Raw genomic sequence first — 15,388 nt, forward strand, 5'->3', positions numbered from 1 at the left:
TTGTTCACTTGCATCGTACTCCTGAGAGGGGAAGGGGTCAATAAGGGAAAACGTGCATTTCGGCCGGACGGGCACAAAAAGCGGCGACTGCACTTTTGCTCTGCGCCAAAAAGGGTATGCAATAACGTAGAGGACCAATTTTACTGAGGAGGGTTTGGATGATCGAAAAACAGACAATCCGCACATTGATTGTGGAAATTCCATCCGCGCCCGGCAACTTCGCCAAAGTCGCGACAGCGATCGGTGATGCCGACGGGGATATCGGAGACATTAAAACCATTAAAATCGGAACGCTGTCCACCGTGCGGGACATCACGGTGGTCTGCGAAACAGAAGATGACTTGAAGCAGGTGGTCGAATCCGTCCGGGCGGTCGACGGCGTTGAAGTGCACGCAGTGACCGACGATGTGCTGAAAGCGCATGAAGGCGGAAAAATCCATATGAAAAGCAAGAGGGACGTGCGCTCATTGAGTGATTTGCGCCGCGTCTATACACCTGGGGTGGCGAATGTCTGCAAAGAAATCCAAAAGGATCCGGAGCAGGCGCGCTATTTCACCAGCATTGGGAATTCAGTGGCGATCGTGACGGATGGCACGGCGATCCTCGGTCTCGGGAATATCGGACCGGTCGCCGGCATGCCGGTCATGGAAGGGAAAGCGGTGCTGTTCGACCAGTTCGCCGGTATCAGCGGCGTGCCGATTTTATTGGACACAAGCGATCCCGACGCAGTGGTCGAAACGGTCAAGCATATCCATCAGAGCTATGGCGCCATCCTGCTGGAAGATATCGGGTCGCCGCATTGCTTTGAAATCGAAGAGCGCCTGAAGAAGGAACTGCCGATCCCTGTCATGCATGATGACCAGCACGGCACAGCGGTCGTAACGCTCGCGTCTTTCCTGACTGCCTGCAAGGCGGCCGGCATCGATCCCGCGGAAGCAGACGTCGGGCAGATCGGCCTCGGTGCAGCAGGGATCGCCATATGCCGGATGCTCATGGAGTATGGCGTGAAGGATGTGTTCGGCGTCGATTTGAACGAGGAAGCGGTCAAACGGCTCCAAGGGTACGGCGGCAAAACGCTCGATTCGCTTGATGAGCTGATGGACCGCTGCGATATCGTCATCGCGACGACCGGAGTATCCGGACTGATCAAGCCGGAGATGGTGAAGAAAGGGCAAGTCATTCTGGCGCTGTCGAACCCGCATCCTGAAATCCGTCCGGAAGACGCATTGGAAGCCGGCGCCGCTTTTGCGGCGGATGGCCGTCTCGTCAACAATGTACTCGGTTTTCCGGGGATTTTCAGAGGCGCGCTGAACGCGCGCGCGAATGCCATCACTTATGACATGCTGATTGCCGCAGCGGAAGCGATTGTGGCGCATACGAAGAAAGGCGATCTCGTGCCGCACGCGCTCGACCCTGCCGTCCACCAGGCAGTCGCCGAAGCGGTTGAACGCGTCGCTGCCCGGAACCATGTCTGAGGGGGACTGGGCTTTTCGGAAAGCCCTTTTCCCAGCTTGATCCGCAGGCTAAATGCCGGCAGGGTTTGGTTTAATGGATTCACGGTCCCGGGTAAACATTCAGTAGATCCAAAACGGAAGACAGGAGGCTGAAACAATGAAATCCGAGGACCGAAAAGTGGAAGTGGTTTATACGCAAGGTGAATTCGACCAGAAACTGGATGAACTGAAAGGACAGGGGTATGAAGCCCACGATCTCCATGTCCTCTCGAATAACGAAGATAAGCTGGTTGACCGTGAAAAGCACGATGTTACGCGCTTCAAGTCGTTTTACACAGAAAGCGACATCAACGAGGAGCGGATGCGGACATTGAACTTGACGGACCAGGATGCAGGGAAGTTCAAGGACGACCTGAGTAATGGGGCGGCCATCATTTATACCGATCATCAGGTTCCGTATCGTGACCGGATCAATGACCGGGGCGTCGATATCGGGGATAAATTCGATGACGGCCTGGTTATTGCGGCGGGAACGAATTTTGAAGGTGACGATACGGATGTGGAGCCTGTCGGGCAAAGCCCGGCTGACCACAAGCGGCGCCGGACGAATAACGAAGGCGAATCCCATGTCGACCCGCGCTATGAGGACACGCGGTACGTCACCGACCGGGATGTGACCGGCGATCATGTACAAGGGCGCAATACGGCATTGTCCCCATTCGGGCGGGACATCGAACGGGACGAACTCCGGCATGACGATCCGCAGATAGATGATGAAGATGTGGAGAAAGGAGAGAGAACGATGTACAGTGAAGAACGCGGCAGATCAGATGACGGCCGTCGGGAGCACGGAGCACCGATCCATCCGTCTTCCAGCGACGGTGACCTCGAACCGGCATCACCGGCAAGGGATAACCACGAACCGCCGATGGTCCGGAGAACAGAAGAGGAAGCAGATGAAAAGCGGGAACATCCATACGAAGATGAACGTGAAGGCGTGAACCGGAGCGATGACGAACCGTCGCCGGGCAATGATCCGAATCTTGGACCGGCACCATTCGGCCGCGACTCCGAGGAGCAGCATCTGATGGAAGAAAAGGAGCGGAGAGGCCGTGACGTAAAGGGGGATGAGCGAGTCAAAATCATCGACAAGCGTGACAAGAACTACGAGGAACGGCGCGATGACGACCTGCCGCCGTCACCGAGATTCTTCTAATCGGCAGACGAATAGACGAATAGGGAAAACACGAAAAAAGCCGCCAGCGGGCGGCTTTTTTGTTATCCGTTTCTGTAAAAGTTACATGTTTGAAGAAAATTCAGAAAAATGGTGCCAGGCACCACCGCTTTCAACGTCTCCTCCAGTATGCCGCGTCCCGGGTCATTTCGGACGGCGACGTCTCTGAGTCCCGATTTTTGTCTGGATGTCCCCTTTCACTTTCTCGAACCGGCCTTCCCGCTGCAAGCCGACCTTGCCGCTCCGGGTTCCGGTTTTTTCTTTCAGTTCGCCTTTCGCGCGGCTGACAGCCCCTTTTACCTGTTCAGTGAGTCTGTTACCCATCTTGGGTTCCTCCTTCAGGTTTAGTCTTATTCTTTTCCCCGAAGCGGAAAAACGAAACGCTTTCCTGTAAAATGAATCATAAGTCCAGGAGGGAATCGAATGAAGAGACAGGCAGCCGGCTATTGGCTGAAACAAAAAAGAAAAACGCAGCCCACTGCGCGGCGGAACCCGTCCCGCAGGAACTACACAATGAGTATGGAAATCTCACCAGATTATGTCGTGCTCGATTTTGAAACGACGGGCCTTCGGGCAGGTGAGGATAAAATCATCCAGATCGGTGCGGTGAAGTACATCGGCCATGTCCGGACGGAGACGCTTTATTTGCTCGTCGACCCGGAACAGCCGATTTCGCGCACCATCACCCGGATCACCGGAATCAGGGACGAAGACGTCGCGGATGCACCGGTGATCGAAGAAGTGGCGGAGGACCTGATCGCATTCATCGGCGGACTTCCGATTGTCGCGCATAATGCGCCGTTCGATATGGGTTTCCTCTGCGCGCTCAGCAGCATCGTACCCGTCCCGCATTACACCGTTATCGATACGGTCCGGCTGGCCAAGCGGGTGATGCGGAACGTACCGAACCACAAACTGACGACGCTGTCCGCCTTCCTCGAGCTGGAACACGATGCGCATGATGCGCTCGGGGACTGTCTGGTGACCGCACACGTCTACCAGTATTGCGCGGCACAATTGTAAAAGCTCCCGGCGGTATGCCGGGAGCCTGTTTCTGCAACAGATACGGTTTTCGTTTACGATGACGCCGGCATCAGTGAATCCAATGTCCGCTTTGCAGCATCCTGGACGCTGCTGCAGAGATCCTGCTCCGAAAGCCGTTTCAGTGTGGAGACCGGTGTTTTGGGGTTTTGTGCAGCCCCTTCCCGGACTTCCGGATGCTGATCCAGTGACAAATCGACAAGCAACCCTTGACACGTGATGGACTTTGCCAGCTCCGCCCGTTTCAGCCAATCCATGCGGAGAACGGCTGCCTCATCATAAGGAGACCAGTGCGTCTTTACGGCATACTCGCGAAATTCGTCATTCATATTGTGTTGAGCACCTCTGTTTTGGTTGATTTGGTCCTGGCCGGCTTCGCATCCGTCCGCCCGGACGCTTGCCGGGGGGATTTTATGTTTCAGCCGTTCAGTTGATTTGCAATATCATATCACATTTTCCCGAAAAGAAAAGCATGAAACTTTATTTTAGGAGGGTATTTTATGAAAATTTTGATTCTTGGCGGAACTTCTTTCGTCGGACGCCATATCACCGCGGAAGCGGCTAGTCGTGGACACAGCGTCACACTGTTCAATAGAGGGAAAAGCCATCCGGATGCCTTTCCGGATTTGCCCCGGATCAAAGGCGACCGGAGAACGGACGCCAAAAAGCTGGCGAAGGAGGAATGGGATGCGGTCATCGATGTCAGCGCCTACACGCCGGCGGATTTGGATCCGGTCTTGCGGAACATCAGGACTGGCCACTATACCTTCATTTCCACCATCTCCGTCTACGAAAGTTTCGCGCGCGGGCCGGTGACCGAAGAATCACCCGTCCATACCGAACGTCCGCAGACGGATGAAGTGACAGGGGAGACATATGGGCCGCTGAAAGTGATGTGTGAAGAACGGATCGCTGAAAAGTTCGGCAGTCAGGCGCTCGTCATCCGGCCGGGCATCGTGGCCGGACCGTTCGATCCGACCGACCGCTTTACATACTGGGCGGTGAAGCTGGCCGAAGATGGGCCGCTTCCTGTGCCGGGCAGCCGGGACCGGCAGATCCAGTGGATCGATGCAAGGGATCTGGCGCGGTTCACCGTGGAACAGACAGAAAAAAAGACGGCCGGCATGTTCAACGTAGCCGCCGATCCGATGAAGATGGAAACCTTTACGCAGCAGGTCGGCACTGGTGCCGCTTCCCTCGTATGGGTGCCGGATGATTCGCTGACGGAGGAAGGGGTCCAGCCGTTCGAAATTCCGCTGTGGATCCCGGAATCGCCGGACTATCCCGAAGGCTTCCTGCTCACGGACAACTCGAAAGCCAAACGGCATGGCGCTGTGTTCACTCCGGTGAATAAAACCGGCGAAGACACCCGCGAATGGTTCCGCTCCGAGGGACGCCTGCTGAAAACCGGCATTTCCACAGAACGGGAACAGCGGCTGCTTGCCGAAGGGCGGAAGCGGTGAATCAAAAAAGCTTGCAGCACACTGGCTGCAAGCTTTTACTATGATCACTGCACGGGTGGTTTGCTGTCGGTTTTTTTCGGCTGGATGACGCGGACCGTCCAGCGGGAGAAGTCCGGTTCATCGACCAGCAGCATCTCTTTCGGGAAGATGAAATTCCACGGCTTCGTCGTGTTCGCCCGCACCTGCAGCTTGTCCAGGTTGAAGGACCCAGCGGCGACCCGGCGGCCCTGCGCATCAAGAACTTCGAGCGGAATCTTCTCGATGACCAGGTTCCGCTTGCGGCCGTTCCGGATCAGAAGGGAAACAGCCAGCGCCCCGTTGTCAAGCTGCCGGATCTGGAAGCCGGTCACGTTCACTTCGCCAGGCTTCAGCTTCGGCAGCGTGCTGACCGCTTTGGCGAGCACTTTCTTCTGGTCGTCCGTCAGCGCGTCCTTCCATGTTGGATCGAGATCCAGCATATGCGGCAGCAGCGACTTGATGTTGAATGTCAACTTCCAGCCTTCACCCGGCACTTCCTCCGTCCGGATGTTCTCTTTCCGGAATTCGAATACCCACGGCCGGTCCGAGCGGGCCGGGATGGTGCCGAGTTCCGACATATCGAATTCCTGGGCAGCGACCGGTTTGCCGCTGCTGTCGAGGACGAGGAGCTCCATGCTGCCGAGCTTGATTTCTTTATTGAGCGAAGAACGGAGGAAGGCCTCGACTTGCCAGTTCCCGGTTTTTTCTTCCGGTTCGATGTCGATGCCGGACAGCGACAGCTGGTTCGCTTTCAATTTCGGCAAGTCGTTCGACAGGAATTTCAGCACGTATTCCTGTTCTTTGCTCACTTCCCAGTCCGGATGGACCGAGAGGGAAGTGCCGACTTCCGCAGGAGCTTCCGCCTGGCCAGCCCCTTCCTGACCGGGCTCCGGTTCCTGGCCCTCCAGCTCTTCCTGTTCGTCTGTCTGCCCGGTCAATTCCGATGATTCGACAGTTGTGTCCGCACCGGTCTTGGTCGTTTTCTTAAAGAATGAAAAAATTCCCATGTTCAGTTTGCCTCCTTCTGTTCTGACTCCCGCAGCCGCATGAATGACAGGAGTTCCGTCACTGATTTCATCCGCAAGTTCTGAAAGTTCATGGTGAAGAGTTCAAGCCCTTCACGCTGGTAAATCCGCATCGGATCTTCCTGCTGGTACATCCGAAGTCCGATCCCTTCTTTCAAGTGGGACATCATTTCCAGGTGTTTGACCCACATCTGATCGATGAATGTCCGGAGAACGTTCGTCGTGACCGCATTCACGCGGGGGTGTCCGATTTGGGCGTCGATCATCTGCCCTGCTTCGGCAATAGGCTGCGCCGTCCGCGCATCCGCCTGTTTCCGTCTGTCCAGGTCTTGCGGCAGACGGAACGATCCGCCGAACAGTTCCTGGAGTGCCGCTTCCGCTGTCTGCAGCTGCTCCGGCTCGATGAGTCCGTCGGGCGGCAGCGCTTCATCGAGGATGAAGGAAACCGCGTCTTCAAGCATCGTCTTCAGCAAGTGGCCGTTTTCATCGCCATTCAGTGCGCGGCTCCGCAGATCATAGACGATTTTCCGCTGTTCGTTGATCACGTCATCCAGTTTCAGGTTGTATTCACGCATTGAGAAATGGGCGCCTTCGACGATCCGCTGCGTGCGGTCCGACAGTTCCTGGACCGCTTTGCCGCGGTATTCGCCTTCGGCATCCGGGAAATTCTTCTTCTTGAATTTTTCGGTGTCTTCTTCGGCGAAGCGACGGAACATGTCGTCTTCCAGCGAAATGATGAACTGGGAAGAGCCCGGGTCGCCCTGCCGGCCGGACCGCCCGCGGAGCTGGTTATCGATACGGCGGCTTTCGTGCTTTTCCGTGCCGATGACGTGAAGTCCGCCGAGGGCGGCGACGCCCTCACCGAGCATGATGTCGGTCCCGCGGCCGGCCATATTGGTCGCGACCGTGATGTTGCCCGGCTGGCCGGCCTGGGAGATGAGCTCCACTTCCTGTTCGACGCTCTTGGCGTTCAGCAGCTGGAAGGAGAGGTCTTCTTCGCGCAAGTAGCGGGCGACCGCTTCCGACTGGATGATGGACGTCGTACCGACAAGCACCGGCTGTCCTGACCGGTGGCGTTCCGCCGTTTCCTTGGCGACTGCCCGGTATTTCTGGTCCGCCGTATCGAAAAAGCGATCGGACAGATCCTGGCGGATGACGGGTTTATTCGTCGGGACCTGGATGACGTCCATGCCGTACACTTCGCGGAATTCCCGCTCCTGCGTCTTGGCGGTGCCGGTCATGCCGGAAAGGAGCGGATACATCCGGAAATAATTCTGGATGGTGATCTGCGCCTGCGCTTTGTTTTCTTCCGTAATCTCGAGTTTCTCTTTCGCTTCGATCGCCTGATGGAGCCCTTCAGACAGCGTCCGGCCTTCCATCGGCCTGCCGGTGAACATGTCGATCAGCAGCACTTTGCCGTCTTTGACGATGTAGTCGACGTCCCGCTCGAACATGACGTGGGCACGGACCGCCTGGATCACATAATGATACAGCGTCTGGTGTTCCAGTTCGTACAGGTTGCCGACGTCGAACGCCTGCTCGACTTTTCCGATTCCCGTATCCGTCAGCGACGTCGCTTTCGTTTCACTGTCGAACTCATAGTCACGGCCTTTCTCGAACCGGCGGGCGAGAAGGGAGGCGACGGTGTGGAGGTCGCTGTTCCCGGCCATTTTGCCGGCGACGATGAGCGGTGTCTTCGCTTCATCGATCAGGACGCTGTCGACTTCATCGATGATGGCATAGTGGTAAGGGCGCTGGACTTTATCGGCATTCGTCCCGGCCATGTTGTCCCGCAGATAGTCGAAGCCGAATTCCGTGCCGACGCCGTAGGTGATATCGGCGGCATACGCTTCCTTCTTGGCCCCGGTATCCATCTGCGGCAAGTTCAGGCCGACGGTGAGACCGAGGAATTCATGGATCTGGCCGATCTGGCGGTAATCCCGCTGCGCGAGGTAATCGTTGACCGTGATGACGTGTACGCCTTCACCGGTCAGCGCGCGCACGTACGCAGGGAGGGAAGAGACGAGCGTTTTTCCTTCGCCGGTCGGCATTTCCGCGATGTTTCCTTCCGCGAGGACAAGTCCCCCGATCAGCTGCACATCGAAATGGCGCATGCCGAGCACTCGCCGGGAAGCTTCCCGGACGGCTGCGAACGCATCGGGGATCAAGTCCTCCAGTTTCTTGCCGTCCGCGAGCAGTCCGCGGAATTCCGCCGACGCATTCTGCAGTTCACTGTCCGTCTTGGCTTCGTAGACGGACTCCAGGCTGTTGATCCGTTCGACGGTCCGCTGATACTTTTTTAGCTGGCGGGCGTTTGTTTTATCTGAGCGTTTAAATAACGATACCATCCGATGTAATCTCCTTTTTTAGGCAATGCTTCCTGCCTATTTTATCAGAGTTTTGCAGTAATCTCTACCGGAGCGGGAAACCTTTGCCGGCGTTGCGCGTCCAATTGTTTGAGTTGGGCAGATGTTTCTGTTTATTTGGAAATGGGAACATGGTATACTAAGAAGCGGATTTATGCGCACGAAAAGTGCCAGAGGAGGAAACCCATGCTATACCTAGGGCTGGTAGCAGCATTCATTGCATCCATCATACTGACTCCGATAGTCAAGCGGATCGCTTTCCGGGTCGGTGCCGTCGACCAGCCGAACTACCGGAAAGTGCATGCGAGAATTATGCCGCGTCTTGGCGGTCTGGCCATTTTTTGTGCTTTTCTGATCGGATATATCATTGCAAGACCGGAAGATCCGGCCGTGCTGCCGATCCTGATCGGCACCGCGATCATCGTCGCGACGGGTGTCCTTGACGATATGCTGGAAATCACGGCAAAGGCGAAACTCGCCGGACAGCTCCTTGCCGCCGCCATCGTCGTCACGTGGGGCGGCCTGCAGATCGAATTCATCAACTTGCCGTTCGGCGGACAAGTGGATTTCGGCTACTTGAGCATCCCGCTGACGATCATCTGGATCGTCGGCATCACGAACGCCGTCAACTTGATCGACGGGCTTGACGGACTGGCCGCCGGCGTCTCGACGATCGCCATGATCACCCTTGCCGGCATGGCCTATATCATGGGCGACATGTTCGTGCTCGTCATGGCCGGCCTGCTCGTCGCCAGCACGCTCGGTTTTCTGTTCTACAATTTCCACCCCGCGAAGATCTTCATGGGGGATACCGGGGCGCTGTTCCTCGGGTTCATCATCTCGGTCCTCGCGCTCATGGGCTTCAAGAACGTCACTGCCGTCGCGCTGATCATCCCGATCATCATGCTCGGCGTGCCGATCTCGGACACGTTCTTCGCCATCGTGCGGAGACTTCGGGAGAAACAGCCGCTGTCGGCTGCCGATAAATCCCATCTGCATCATTGCCTTCTGCGCGCGGGCTTCTCACACCGCCAGACGGTGTTGATCATTTACGGGATTGCGGCGCTGTTCGGCCTGGCCGCGCTCCTGTTCTCACAGGCGACGGTGTGGGGCGCGATCCTGCTCATCACGGTCATGCTGATCGTCATCGAGCTGTTCGTGGAAGTCATCGGCCTGGCCGGCAAGAACTACCGGCCGCTCCTGAACCTGCTCAGGCCCGACCGGAAAGTGACCGGGAAGAACTGACGCGGTTTCATTCCTGACAATAAACGACAGACCGCTGGACCCGTGAAAGGGCTCGGCGGTCTGTTTTTTGATCAGGATCCTTCAGGCGGACCGGCGCAGTAAAATAGGCAAACGAAAAGCCCGCCGGCTGGCGGGCTTTTCCGTATCATTCCGTTGCGTATTCGCCGCTTTCCGTTTCACCGGTGTAGGAAGAATCGCTGTTCGTGAGCGTCGATGTGTCCGGTTTGAAGCCGAGGTGGCTTTGGAGCACATCCTGGATCTCTTCAAGGGATTCCTCGTCGAGCTGCCAGTAGTAGACGCCGGTCGACATGTCATCGTAACCGTCGAGTGTCAGGTTCTCGATATCGAGACTGCCGTCTTTAGCGTATTCGAGGAACGCCTGCATATCCTTGAACGTCAGATCGGTCTTCATGTTGCTGCCGACCGCATCGATCACGTCATCGTACTTGAAGATCGAACCGGCTGACAGCAGTTCATCGAGGATCGCTTCAAGAATCATCTGCTGCCGTTTGCCGCGCTCGATGTCGTTATCGTAGTGACGTGTCCGGGCGAGCGCGAGCGCTTCGCTGCCGTTCACTTCCTGAATCCCCGGCTCCAGCTGGATGGCGCCGTGGATATCCGCTTCGTTCTTCTCTTCGAGCGCATATGGCACGTCCACCGTAATGCCGCCGAGCGCGTCGATCACTTCGACGAACGCATTGAAGTTCATCTTTACATAATAATCGACCGGCACGTCGAGCAGTTCTTCGACCGTTTCGATCGTCGACCGGGCGCCGCCATAGCCGTAGGCATGCGTGATTTTGTCATATGCGCCGATTTCCGGGATATAGACGTATGAATCACGCGGAATGCTCACCAGTTTGACGGACTTATCGTCATTATTGAGCGTCGCAAGGATCAGTGCGTCCGTCCGCGTATTGCTCTCCGACTGATCGCGTTTCTTGCTGTCGTCCAGTCCCATGAACAGCACGGAGACATTGTCTTCGAGCGGTTCCACCTTTTCAGTCCGCAGGTCGGACATCGCTCGCCCTTCCAGGCTTTCATAGGATTGGTTCGCTGCGTGCTCCGCCTGCTTCATCAAGTAAATGCCGTAAGCCGACAAGGCGAGCAGCAGCGTGACGGCTATCGCCAAGACCGCTTTGAGAACGTTCCTTCGCCTGCCGTTCTTCCTCTTGCGGTACTCTTTTCTGTTCATCGTATTAGACTCCTCCAAGAAAATGAAATGGGGCCGGGCTCTTGCCGGCGTTCTTCCATATCCGTCATCGATTCATTTTTCGGTTGCACGATTGATGCCTAACTTCCATTATACAACGGGGAGGACGCTGAGTAAAATGAATGATTTCAGACCGGAAACTCCAGGAATTCTTCTCCAGATTGCTCAATATTTGCCTGGCCGTTCGTCAGTTCGTTCATCCAGGCGGTGAACGCGTCCGTCTCTTCGGCCGGAACATACACATACAGATCGACGCTGTCCGTATAGAGGATCTCTTTCAGCGGATAGACGGACTGCCGGACCTCGTTTTCCACCTTGCCGAGCCATGTGTAGTCGATCGATACTTTCATCAGGCTGTGGAGGCGCCGTTCCACAATGCCAGCCGCATCCAGCGCTTCCGTCACCGACCGCCCATACGCGCGGATGAGGCCGCCTCCGCCAAGCTTGATGCCGCCGAAATAGCGGGTCACGACGACGACGGCATCTTTCAGCCCTTGCTTCTTCAGTACTTCAAGCATCGGCACCCCCGCAGTGCCGCTCGGTTCGCCGTCGTCGTTCGCCTTCTGGATCTGATCATGTTCACCGATCAGGTAGGCGGAGCAGTTGTGGGTCGCACCGCTGTGTTCCTGTTTGATTTTTCGAATAAATTCCAGCGCCTCTTCCTCGGTTTCCGCCCGGGCGGCATGCCCGATGAAACGGGACTTTTGAATGCTGACTTCCGCAGCAGAAAACGCACGGATCGTTTTGTAATTGGCTCGCATTTTAGTTCCCCCTGGTGTAAAATATAATCAGACTATTTGTAATGATTTCTTAATATGGTCCTAGGCTCTTCATGCTATAATTGAGAAGTTATAGGCAGTAGGTAACAACAATTATTCCGGTTCTTCAAAAGAAGCACTGAAGCAAATTTTTCAGCACACGTTAGGCGGGTTGCACGTGACTTCCAAGAAAGTGGACGCTCATGAACTGGATCTCATTTTCAACCGGATGGTCGAAACGATGAACCAGTCGAAGAAAGATATTTTCATTATAAGCGAACAGAGCCGCCGAAGTTACGAAGAAATGCTGGCGGAACTCGAAAAGGTCCGTTCCGACATCCACCGGGTCATCGACGAAGGCGACGTGCTTGAAGAAAAGGCCCATGTGGCGAGAAAACGGCTGGCGGAAGTCTCGAAACGCTTCAGTTCCTTCACGGAAAGCCAAGTCCGCCTGGCATACGAACAGGCGAACGATCTTCAGGTGCAGCTGTCAGTCAACCGGTCCGAAGAAAAACAGCTCCGGCATAAGCGGGACGAACTGGAGCGGCGGCTCCATCAGCTGCTCCAGACGATCGAACGCGCCGAGCACCTTGTCAATCAAGTCAATGTCGTCGTGAATTATTTGACGACCGACCTGAAGGAAGTCAGCAGTGAACTGGAGAACGCCAAGCTCAAACAGGATTACAGCCTGCGGATCATCGAAGCGCAGGAAGAGGAGCGCAAGCGCGTCTCCCGCGAAATCCACGACGGGCCGGCCCAGATGATGGCGAATGTCCTGCTGCGCTCCGACCTGATCGAGCGGACCTACCGCGAAAAAGGGGCGGCGCAGGCGTTCCAGGAAATCAGTTCGCTGAAGGAGATGGTCCGCAACGCCCTCATCGAAGTGCGCCGGATCATCTACGATCTCCGCCCGATGGCGCTCGATGACCTCGGCCTCGTGCCGACGCTGAAGAAATACTTGGCGACAATTGAAGATTATAACACTGAATGCCGGATTACGTTCCAGTCGGAAGGCACGGAGCGCCGGCTCCCGGCGAACCGGGAAGTGCCGGTGTTCCGGATGGTGCAGGAAGCGGTATCCAATGCCATCCGCCACGGCAAGGCGAGGCACATCCAGGTGAAGGCCGAATGGCTGAAAAACCAGGTGACATTCATTGTAAAGGACGACGGAACCGGGTTCGATCCGTCCGTCGTCAAGCAGCAGTCTTACGGGCTGCTCGGCATGCGCGAGCGTGTCGACCTCATTGATGGTAAACTGTTCATTAACTCGGCACCCGGTTCGGGGACTGTGCTGATGTTTCAAATACCGTTGAACGAAAGCTGAATTTTCGAGTGGAGGAGGATGACTGATGACGAAAATTATCATTATTGACGATCACCAGCTGTTCCGCGAAGGAGTCAAGCGGATCCTGGATTTTGAAGAGACATTCGACGTTGTGGCGGAAGGCGGGGATGGCACGGAAGTCACGAAGCTGTACGAAGAGCACCAGCCGGACGTCGTCCTGATGGACATCAACATGCCGCAGAAGAACGGCGTGGAAGCGACCGGCGAACTGATTGCCCAGTTCCCCGATGCGAAAGTCATCATCCTTTCCATTCATGACGATGAATCCTATGTGACCCACGCGCTGAAGACGGGCGCGCTCGGGTACATGCTGAAAGAGATGGACGCCGAAGCGATCGTCCAGGCGATCAAAGTCGTCGCCAAGGGCGGCTCGTACCTGCATCCGAAAGTGACGCGCAACCTCGTGGCGGAATTCCGCCGCCTGAGCGAACGGGAGAACAAGGGCTCGTTCCATCAGTCGGAGATCCGCCGTCCGTATCACCTGCTCACAAAGCGCGAGAGCGAAGTGCTCCAGCTGCTGACAGACGGACAGAGCAACCGCGCGATCGGCGAAACGTTATTCATTTCCGAAAAAACCGTCAAAAACCACGTTTCCAGCATCCTGCAGAAAATGCAGGTGAACGACCGCACCCAGGCAGTCGTCACAGCCATCAAAAACGGCTGGGTGGAAGTCCGATGAAACAGACCCGCGGCGAAAGGGCCGCGGGTTTTTTATGTGCCAAAATTGGGTCTTTGGGGGCGGCCACCCGCTGAAAATCCCATTTTGGAAATAAACCACGGTCAGCGGCAGCCGAAACGTCCGCAAAACACGGATTTGCGCCGATTCAGGCATTCAAATTACGGGTTTGGGAAAAGGCATTGGCAAGCGGTCCGGCGGGTGGTAACGTGAAAATCAAAAAGAGGGATCAGCTTTGATTATCAAAAGAAGGGGGAAACAGGCGGATAAAGAGCGTCTCGAAATTCTGATGCGCCGGTTTCCGCGTGCCGACCTGCTGGTGAACGAATACGCCGCGGCCTGTGCCGGCGAGGGAGGCGAAGAGCGGTTCGATTTTTACATCGACCGGTGCGGACCGAAGTTTCCGCATCTCATTCTGCATGACGTGTCACTGAAATCGGTATCCCCGTTTCAGCTTGACTCCGTGATGATCACGCCGTGGTGCCTGTACATATTTTCCGTCAAGAATTTGAAAGGTGTCACCGAAATACGGACCAACCCGGCGCAGAGCATCCATACGAAAGACGACGGCTCGGCATCCGGCAGGCGGAGCCCCGTCGAAGAGCTGGAGACCCATGCCTGGCTGCTGGAGGAGTGGCTCATGCGTCACAATCTCATCGCGCCCATCCGGACGATCCTCGTGTTTTCGTATCCTAAGCAGATTCCCGAAGGCATTCCGCCAGGGCAGATCGTCCTGTTCTCGCATCAGCTGCCGATGTTTCTCGCGAAGCTTAAGGCAGAGCCCGCGGTGTTGCGCGAGACCGAGATGCGGGAGATTGCGGACGAGATGCTGCGGTATCACCGCCCGTATGTGCATGCGCCGATTTGCAAGGATAAGCGATACCCGGTTTCATTGATGAAAAAGGGTGTGTGGTGCAAGGATTGCGGGCGGCTCGGGATGCGGCGGGTGCACGGCTATTGGGTGTGCAGCTGCGGGGCGAAGGATAAGGACGCGCATAAGCGGGCGATCCGGGACTGGCTGCTGATCACGGGTGAGCCGGTCACGAACCGGGCAGCGAGGGAGATGCTGGGGCTGGATAAGGTGAAAATCGTCAATAGGTTGCTGCGTGAGATGGATTTGGAGCGAGTAGGGGCATATCGCGGGACGGGATATCAGCTGAAAACGCACAAATGAGAATAAAGCAGGTGAATTCGAGAATAAACGTGGCATATTCGAGAATAAACGACCCAATTTCGAGAATAAACGGGGGAGATTCGAGAATAACCGGGAATCCGCCTCGTCCCATGCCACATTCCCGCCACACGTCGCAGATTCCTGCTATGCCCGAGTTGAATGCCGGCACTCATTTGTGCAAATGCGATGCGGGATATCGGCTGAAAACGCACAAATGAGAATAATGGGGGTGAATTCGAGAATAAACGTGGCGTATTCGAGAATAAACAACCCAATTTCGAGAATAAACAGGGGAGATTCGAGAATAACCGAGAATCCGCCTCATCCCATGCCACATTCCCGCCACACATCGCAGGTTCCTGCCATGCCCGAGTTG

At 56.0% G+C, this 15,388-nt stretch carries 14 protein-coding genes; 8 read left to right on the forward strand and 6 right to left on the reverse strand.

Features of this window, described 5'->3' with window-relative positions:
* The first annotated feature begins 158 nt into the window (after window positions 1–158).
* Window positions 159–1,475 carry an NAD-dependent malic enzyme gene (locus CCE92_RS03900; RefSeq protein ID WP_088006212.1) on the forward strand — a complete coding sequence of 439 codons (1,317 nt, stop codon included), beginning with the start codon at window positions 159–161 and terminating at the stop codon, window positions 1,473–1,475.
* Between the two features lie 136 nt (window positions 1,476–1,611).
* On the forward strand, window positions 1,612–2,670 hold the full coding sequence (locus tag CCE92_RS03905; protein ID WP_088006213.1) for a general stress protein: 1,059 nt from the start codon (window positions 1,612–1,614) through the stop codon (window positions 2,668–2,670).
* Between the two features lie 162 nt (window positions 2,671–2,832).
* On the opposite strand, the gene CCE92_RS03910 is transcribed toward CCE92_RS03905, so the two are convergent.
* The gene (locus CCE92_RS03910; protein WP_088006214.1) at window positions 2,833–3,012 is read right to left on the reverse strand and encodes a CsbD family protein; all 180 of its coding nucleotides are present in this window, start codon (window positions 3,010–3,012) and stop codon (window positions 2,833–2,835) included.
* Window positions 3,013–3,111: 99 nt separating this feature from the next.
* On the opposite strand from CCE92_RS03910, the gene CCE92_RS03915 reads away from it, so the two are divergent.
* On the forward strand, window positions 3,112–3,711 hold the full coding sequence (locus CCE92_RS03915; RefSeq protein WP_088006215.1) for a 3'-5' exonuclease: 600 nt from the start codon (window positions 3,112–3,114) through the stop codon (window positions 3,709–3,711).
* 53 nt (window positions 3,712–3,764) lie between these two features.
* On the opposite strand, the gene CCE92_RS03920 is transcribed toward CCE92_RS03915, so the two are convergent.
* Window positions 3,765–4,058 carry a hypothetical protein gene (locus tag CCE92_RS03920; protein WP_088006216.1) on the reverse strand — a complete coding sequence of 98 codons (294 nt, stop codon included), beginning with the start codon at window positions 4,056–4,058 and terminating at the stop codon, window positions 3,765–3,767.
* A 171-nt stretch (window positions 4,059–4,229) separates the two neighbouring features.
* Here CCE92_RS03920 and CCE92_RS03925 point away from each other — a divergent pair, with 171 nt between their 5' ends.
* Window positions 4,230–5,192, forward strand: coding sequence for an NAD-dependent epimerase/dehydratase family protein (locus CCE92_RS03925; RefSeq protein WP_088006217.1), 963 nt, complete (start codon window positions 4,230–4,232; stop codon window positions 5,190–5,192).
* Window positions 5,193–5,236: 44 nt separating this feature from the next.
* Here the strand turns inward: CCE92_RS03925 and CCE92_RS03930 are convergent, their stop codons facing one another.
* Both CCE92_RS03930 and secA2 read right to left on the reverse strand, forming a co-directional pair.
* Window positions 5,237–6,217, reverse strand: coding sequence for an accessory Sec system S-layer assembly protein (locus CCE92_RS03930; protein ID WP_088006218.1), 981 nt, complete (start codon window positions 6,215–6,217; stop codon window positions 5,237–5,239).
* Window positions 6,218–6,219: 2 nt separating this feature from the next.
* Window positions 6,220–8,583 (reverse strand): accessory Sec system translocase SecA2, encoded by a 2,364-nt coding sequence (gene secA2 / locus CCE92_RS03935; protein WP_088006219.1) that lies wholly within the window; start codon window positions 8,581–8,583, stop codon window positions 6,220–6,222.
* Window positions 8,584–8,787: 204 nt separating this feature from the next.
* Between secA2 and CCE92_RS03940 the strand changes: the two genes are divergently transcribed.
* Window positions 8,788–9,846 carry a glycosyltransferase family 4 protein gene (locus CCE92_RS03940; RefSeq protein WP_088006220.1) on the forward strand — a complete coding sequence of 353 codons (1,059 nt, stop codon included), beginning with the start codon at window positions 8,788–8,790 and terminating at the stop codon, window positions 9,844–9,846.
* Window positions 9,847–9,991: 145 nt separating this feature from the next.
* Here CCE92_RS03940 and CCE92_RS03945 read toward each other — a convergent pair whose 3' ends face one another.
* Together CCE92_RS03945 and CCE92_RS03950 are read right to left on the reverse strand one after the other, a co-directional pair.
* Window positions 9,992–11,041, reverse strand: a complete 1,050-nt coding sequence (locus CCE92_RS03945) for an LCP family protein (protein ID WP_088006221.1) — start codon at window positions 11,039–11,041, stop codon at window positions 9,992–9,994.
* Between the two features lie 146 nt (window positions 11,042–11,187).
* The gene (locus CCE92_RS03950; RefSeq protein WP_088006222.1) at window positions 11,188–11,820 is read right to left on the reverse strand and encodes a YigZ family protein; all 633 of its coding nucleotides are present in this window, start codon (window positions 11,818–11,820) and stop codon (window positions 11,188–11,190) included.
* Between the two features lie 175 nt (window positions 11,821–11,995).
* Between CCE92_RS03950 and CCE92_RS03955 the strand changes: the two genes are divergently transcribed.
* The 3 genes from CCE92_RS03955 to CCE92_RS03965 all read left to right on the forward strand — a co-directional run bounded on the left by CCE92_RS03955 (window position 11,996) and on the right by CCE92_RS03965 (window position 15,012).
* Window positions 11,996–13,141 (forward strand): sensor histidine kinase, encoded by a 1,146-nt coding sequence (locus CCE92_RS03955; RefSeq protein ID WP_088006223.1) that lies wholly within the window; start codon window positions 11,996–11,998, stop codon window positions 13,139–13,141.
* Window positions 13,142–13,166: 25 nt separating this feature from the next.
* On the forward strand, window positions 13,167–13,841 hold the full coding sequence (locus CCE92_RS03960; RefSeq protein ID WP_088006224.1) for a response regulator: 675 nt from the start codon (window positions 13,167–13,169) through the stop codon (window positions 13,839–13,841).
* Between the two features lie 232 nt (window positions 13,842–14,073).
* Window positions 14,074–15,012 (forward strand): nuclease-related domain-containing protein, encoded by a 939-nt coding sequence (locus tag CCE92_RS03965; protein ID WP_088006225.1) that lies wholly within the window; start codon window positions 14,074–14,076, stop codon window positions 15,010–15,012.
* The last annotated feature ends 376 nt before the right edge of the window (window positions 15,013–15,388 follow it).

It is taken from the genome of Indiicoccus explosivorum, from assembly GCF_002167005.1.
Classification (GTDB): domain Bacteria; phylum Bacillota; class Bacilli; order Bacillales_A; family Planococcaceae; genus Indiicoccus; species Indiicoccus explosivorum.

Excerpts from the sequence above, each read along its gene's own strand:
- CCE92_RS03950 (WP_088006222.1), bottom strand. The coding sequence starts at position 11,820 with ATGCGAGCCAATTACAAAACGATCCGTGCGTTTTCTGCTGCGGAAGTC.
- CCE92_RS03920 (WP_088006216.1), bottom strand. The coding sequence starts at position 4,058 with ATGAATGACGAATTTCGCGAGTATGCCGTAAAGACGCACTGGTCTCCT.
- CCE92_RS03915 (WP_088006215.1), top strand. The coding sequence starts at position 3,112 with ATGAAGAGACAGGCAGCCGGCTATTGGCTGAAACAAAAAAGAAAAACG.
- CCE92_RS03905 (WP_088006213.1), top strand. The coding sequence starts at position 1,612 with ATGAAATCCGAGGACCGAAAAGTGGAAGTGGTTTATACGCAAGGTGAA.
- CCE92_RS03960 (WP_088006224.1), top strand. The coding sequence starts at position 13,167 with ATGACGAAAATTATCATTATTGACGATCACCAGCTGTTCCGCGAAGGA.
- CCE92_RS03945 (WP_088006221.1), bottom strand. The coding sequence starts at position 11,041 with ATGAACAGAAAAGAGTACCGCAAGAGGAAGAACGGCAGGCGAAGGAAC.
- CCE92_RS03930 (WP_088006218.1), bottom strand. The coding sequence starts at position 6,217 with ATGGGAATTTTTTCATTCTTTAAGAAAACGACCAAGACCGGTGCGGAC.
- CCE92_RS03925 (WP_088006217.1), top strand. The coding sequence starts at position 4,230 with ATGAAAATTTTGATTCTTGGCGGAACTTCTTTCGTCGGACGCCATATC.
- CCE92_RS03910 (WP_088006214.1), bottom strand. The coding sequence starts at position 3,012 with ATGGGTAACAGACTCACTGAACAGGTAAAAGGGGCTGTCAGCCGCGCG.
- CCE92_RS03900 (WP_088006212.1), top strand. The coding sequence starts at position 159 with ATGATCGAAAAACAGACAATCCGCACATTGATTGTGGAAATTCCATCC.
- secA2 (WP_088006219.1), bottom strand. The coding sequence starts at position 8,583 with ATGGTATCGTTATTTAAACGCTCAGATAAAACAAACGCCCGCCAGCTA.
- CCE92_RS03940 (WP_088006220.1), top strand. The coding sequence starts at position 8,788 with ATGCTATACCTAGGGCTGGTAGCAGCATTCATTGCATCCATCATACTG.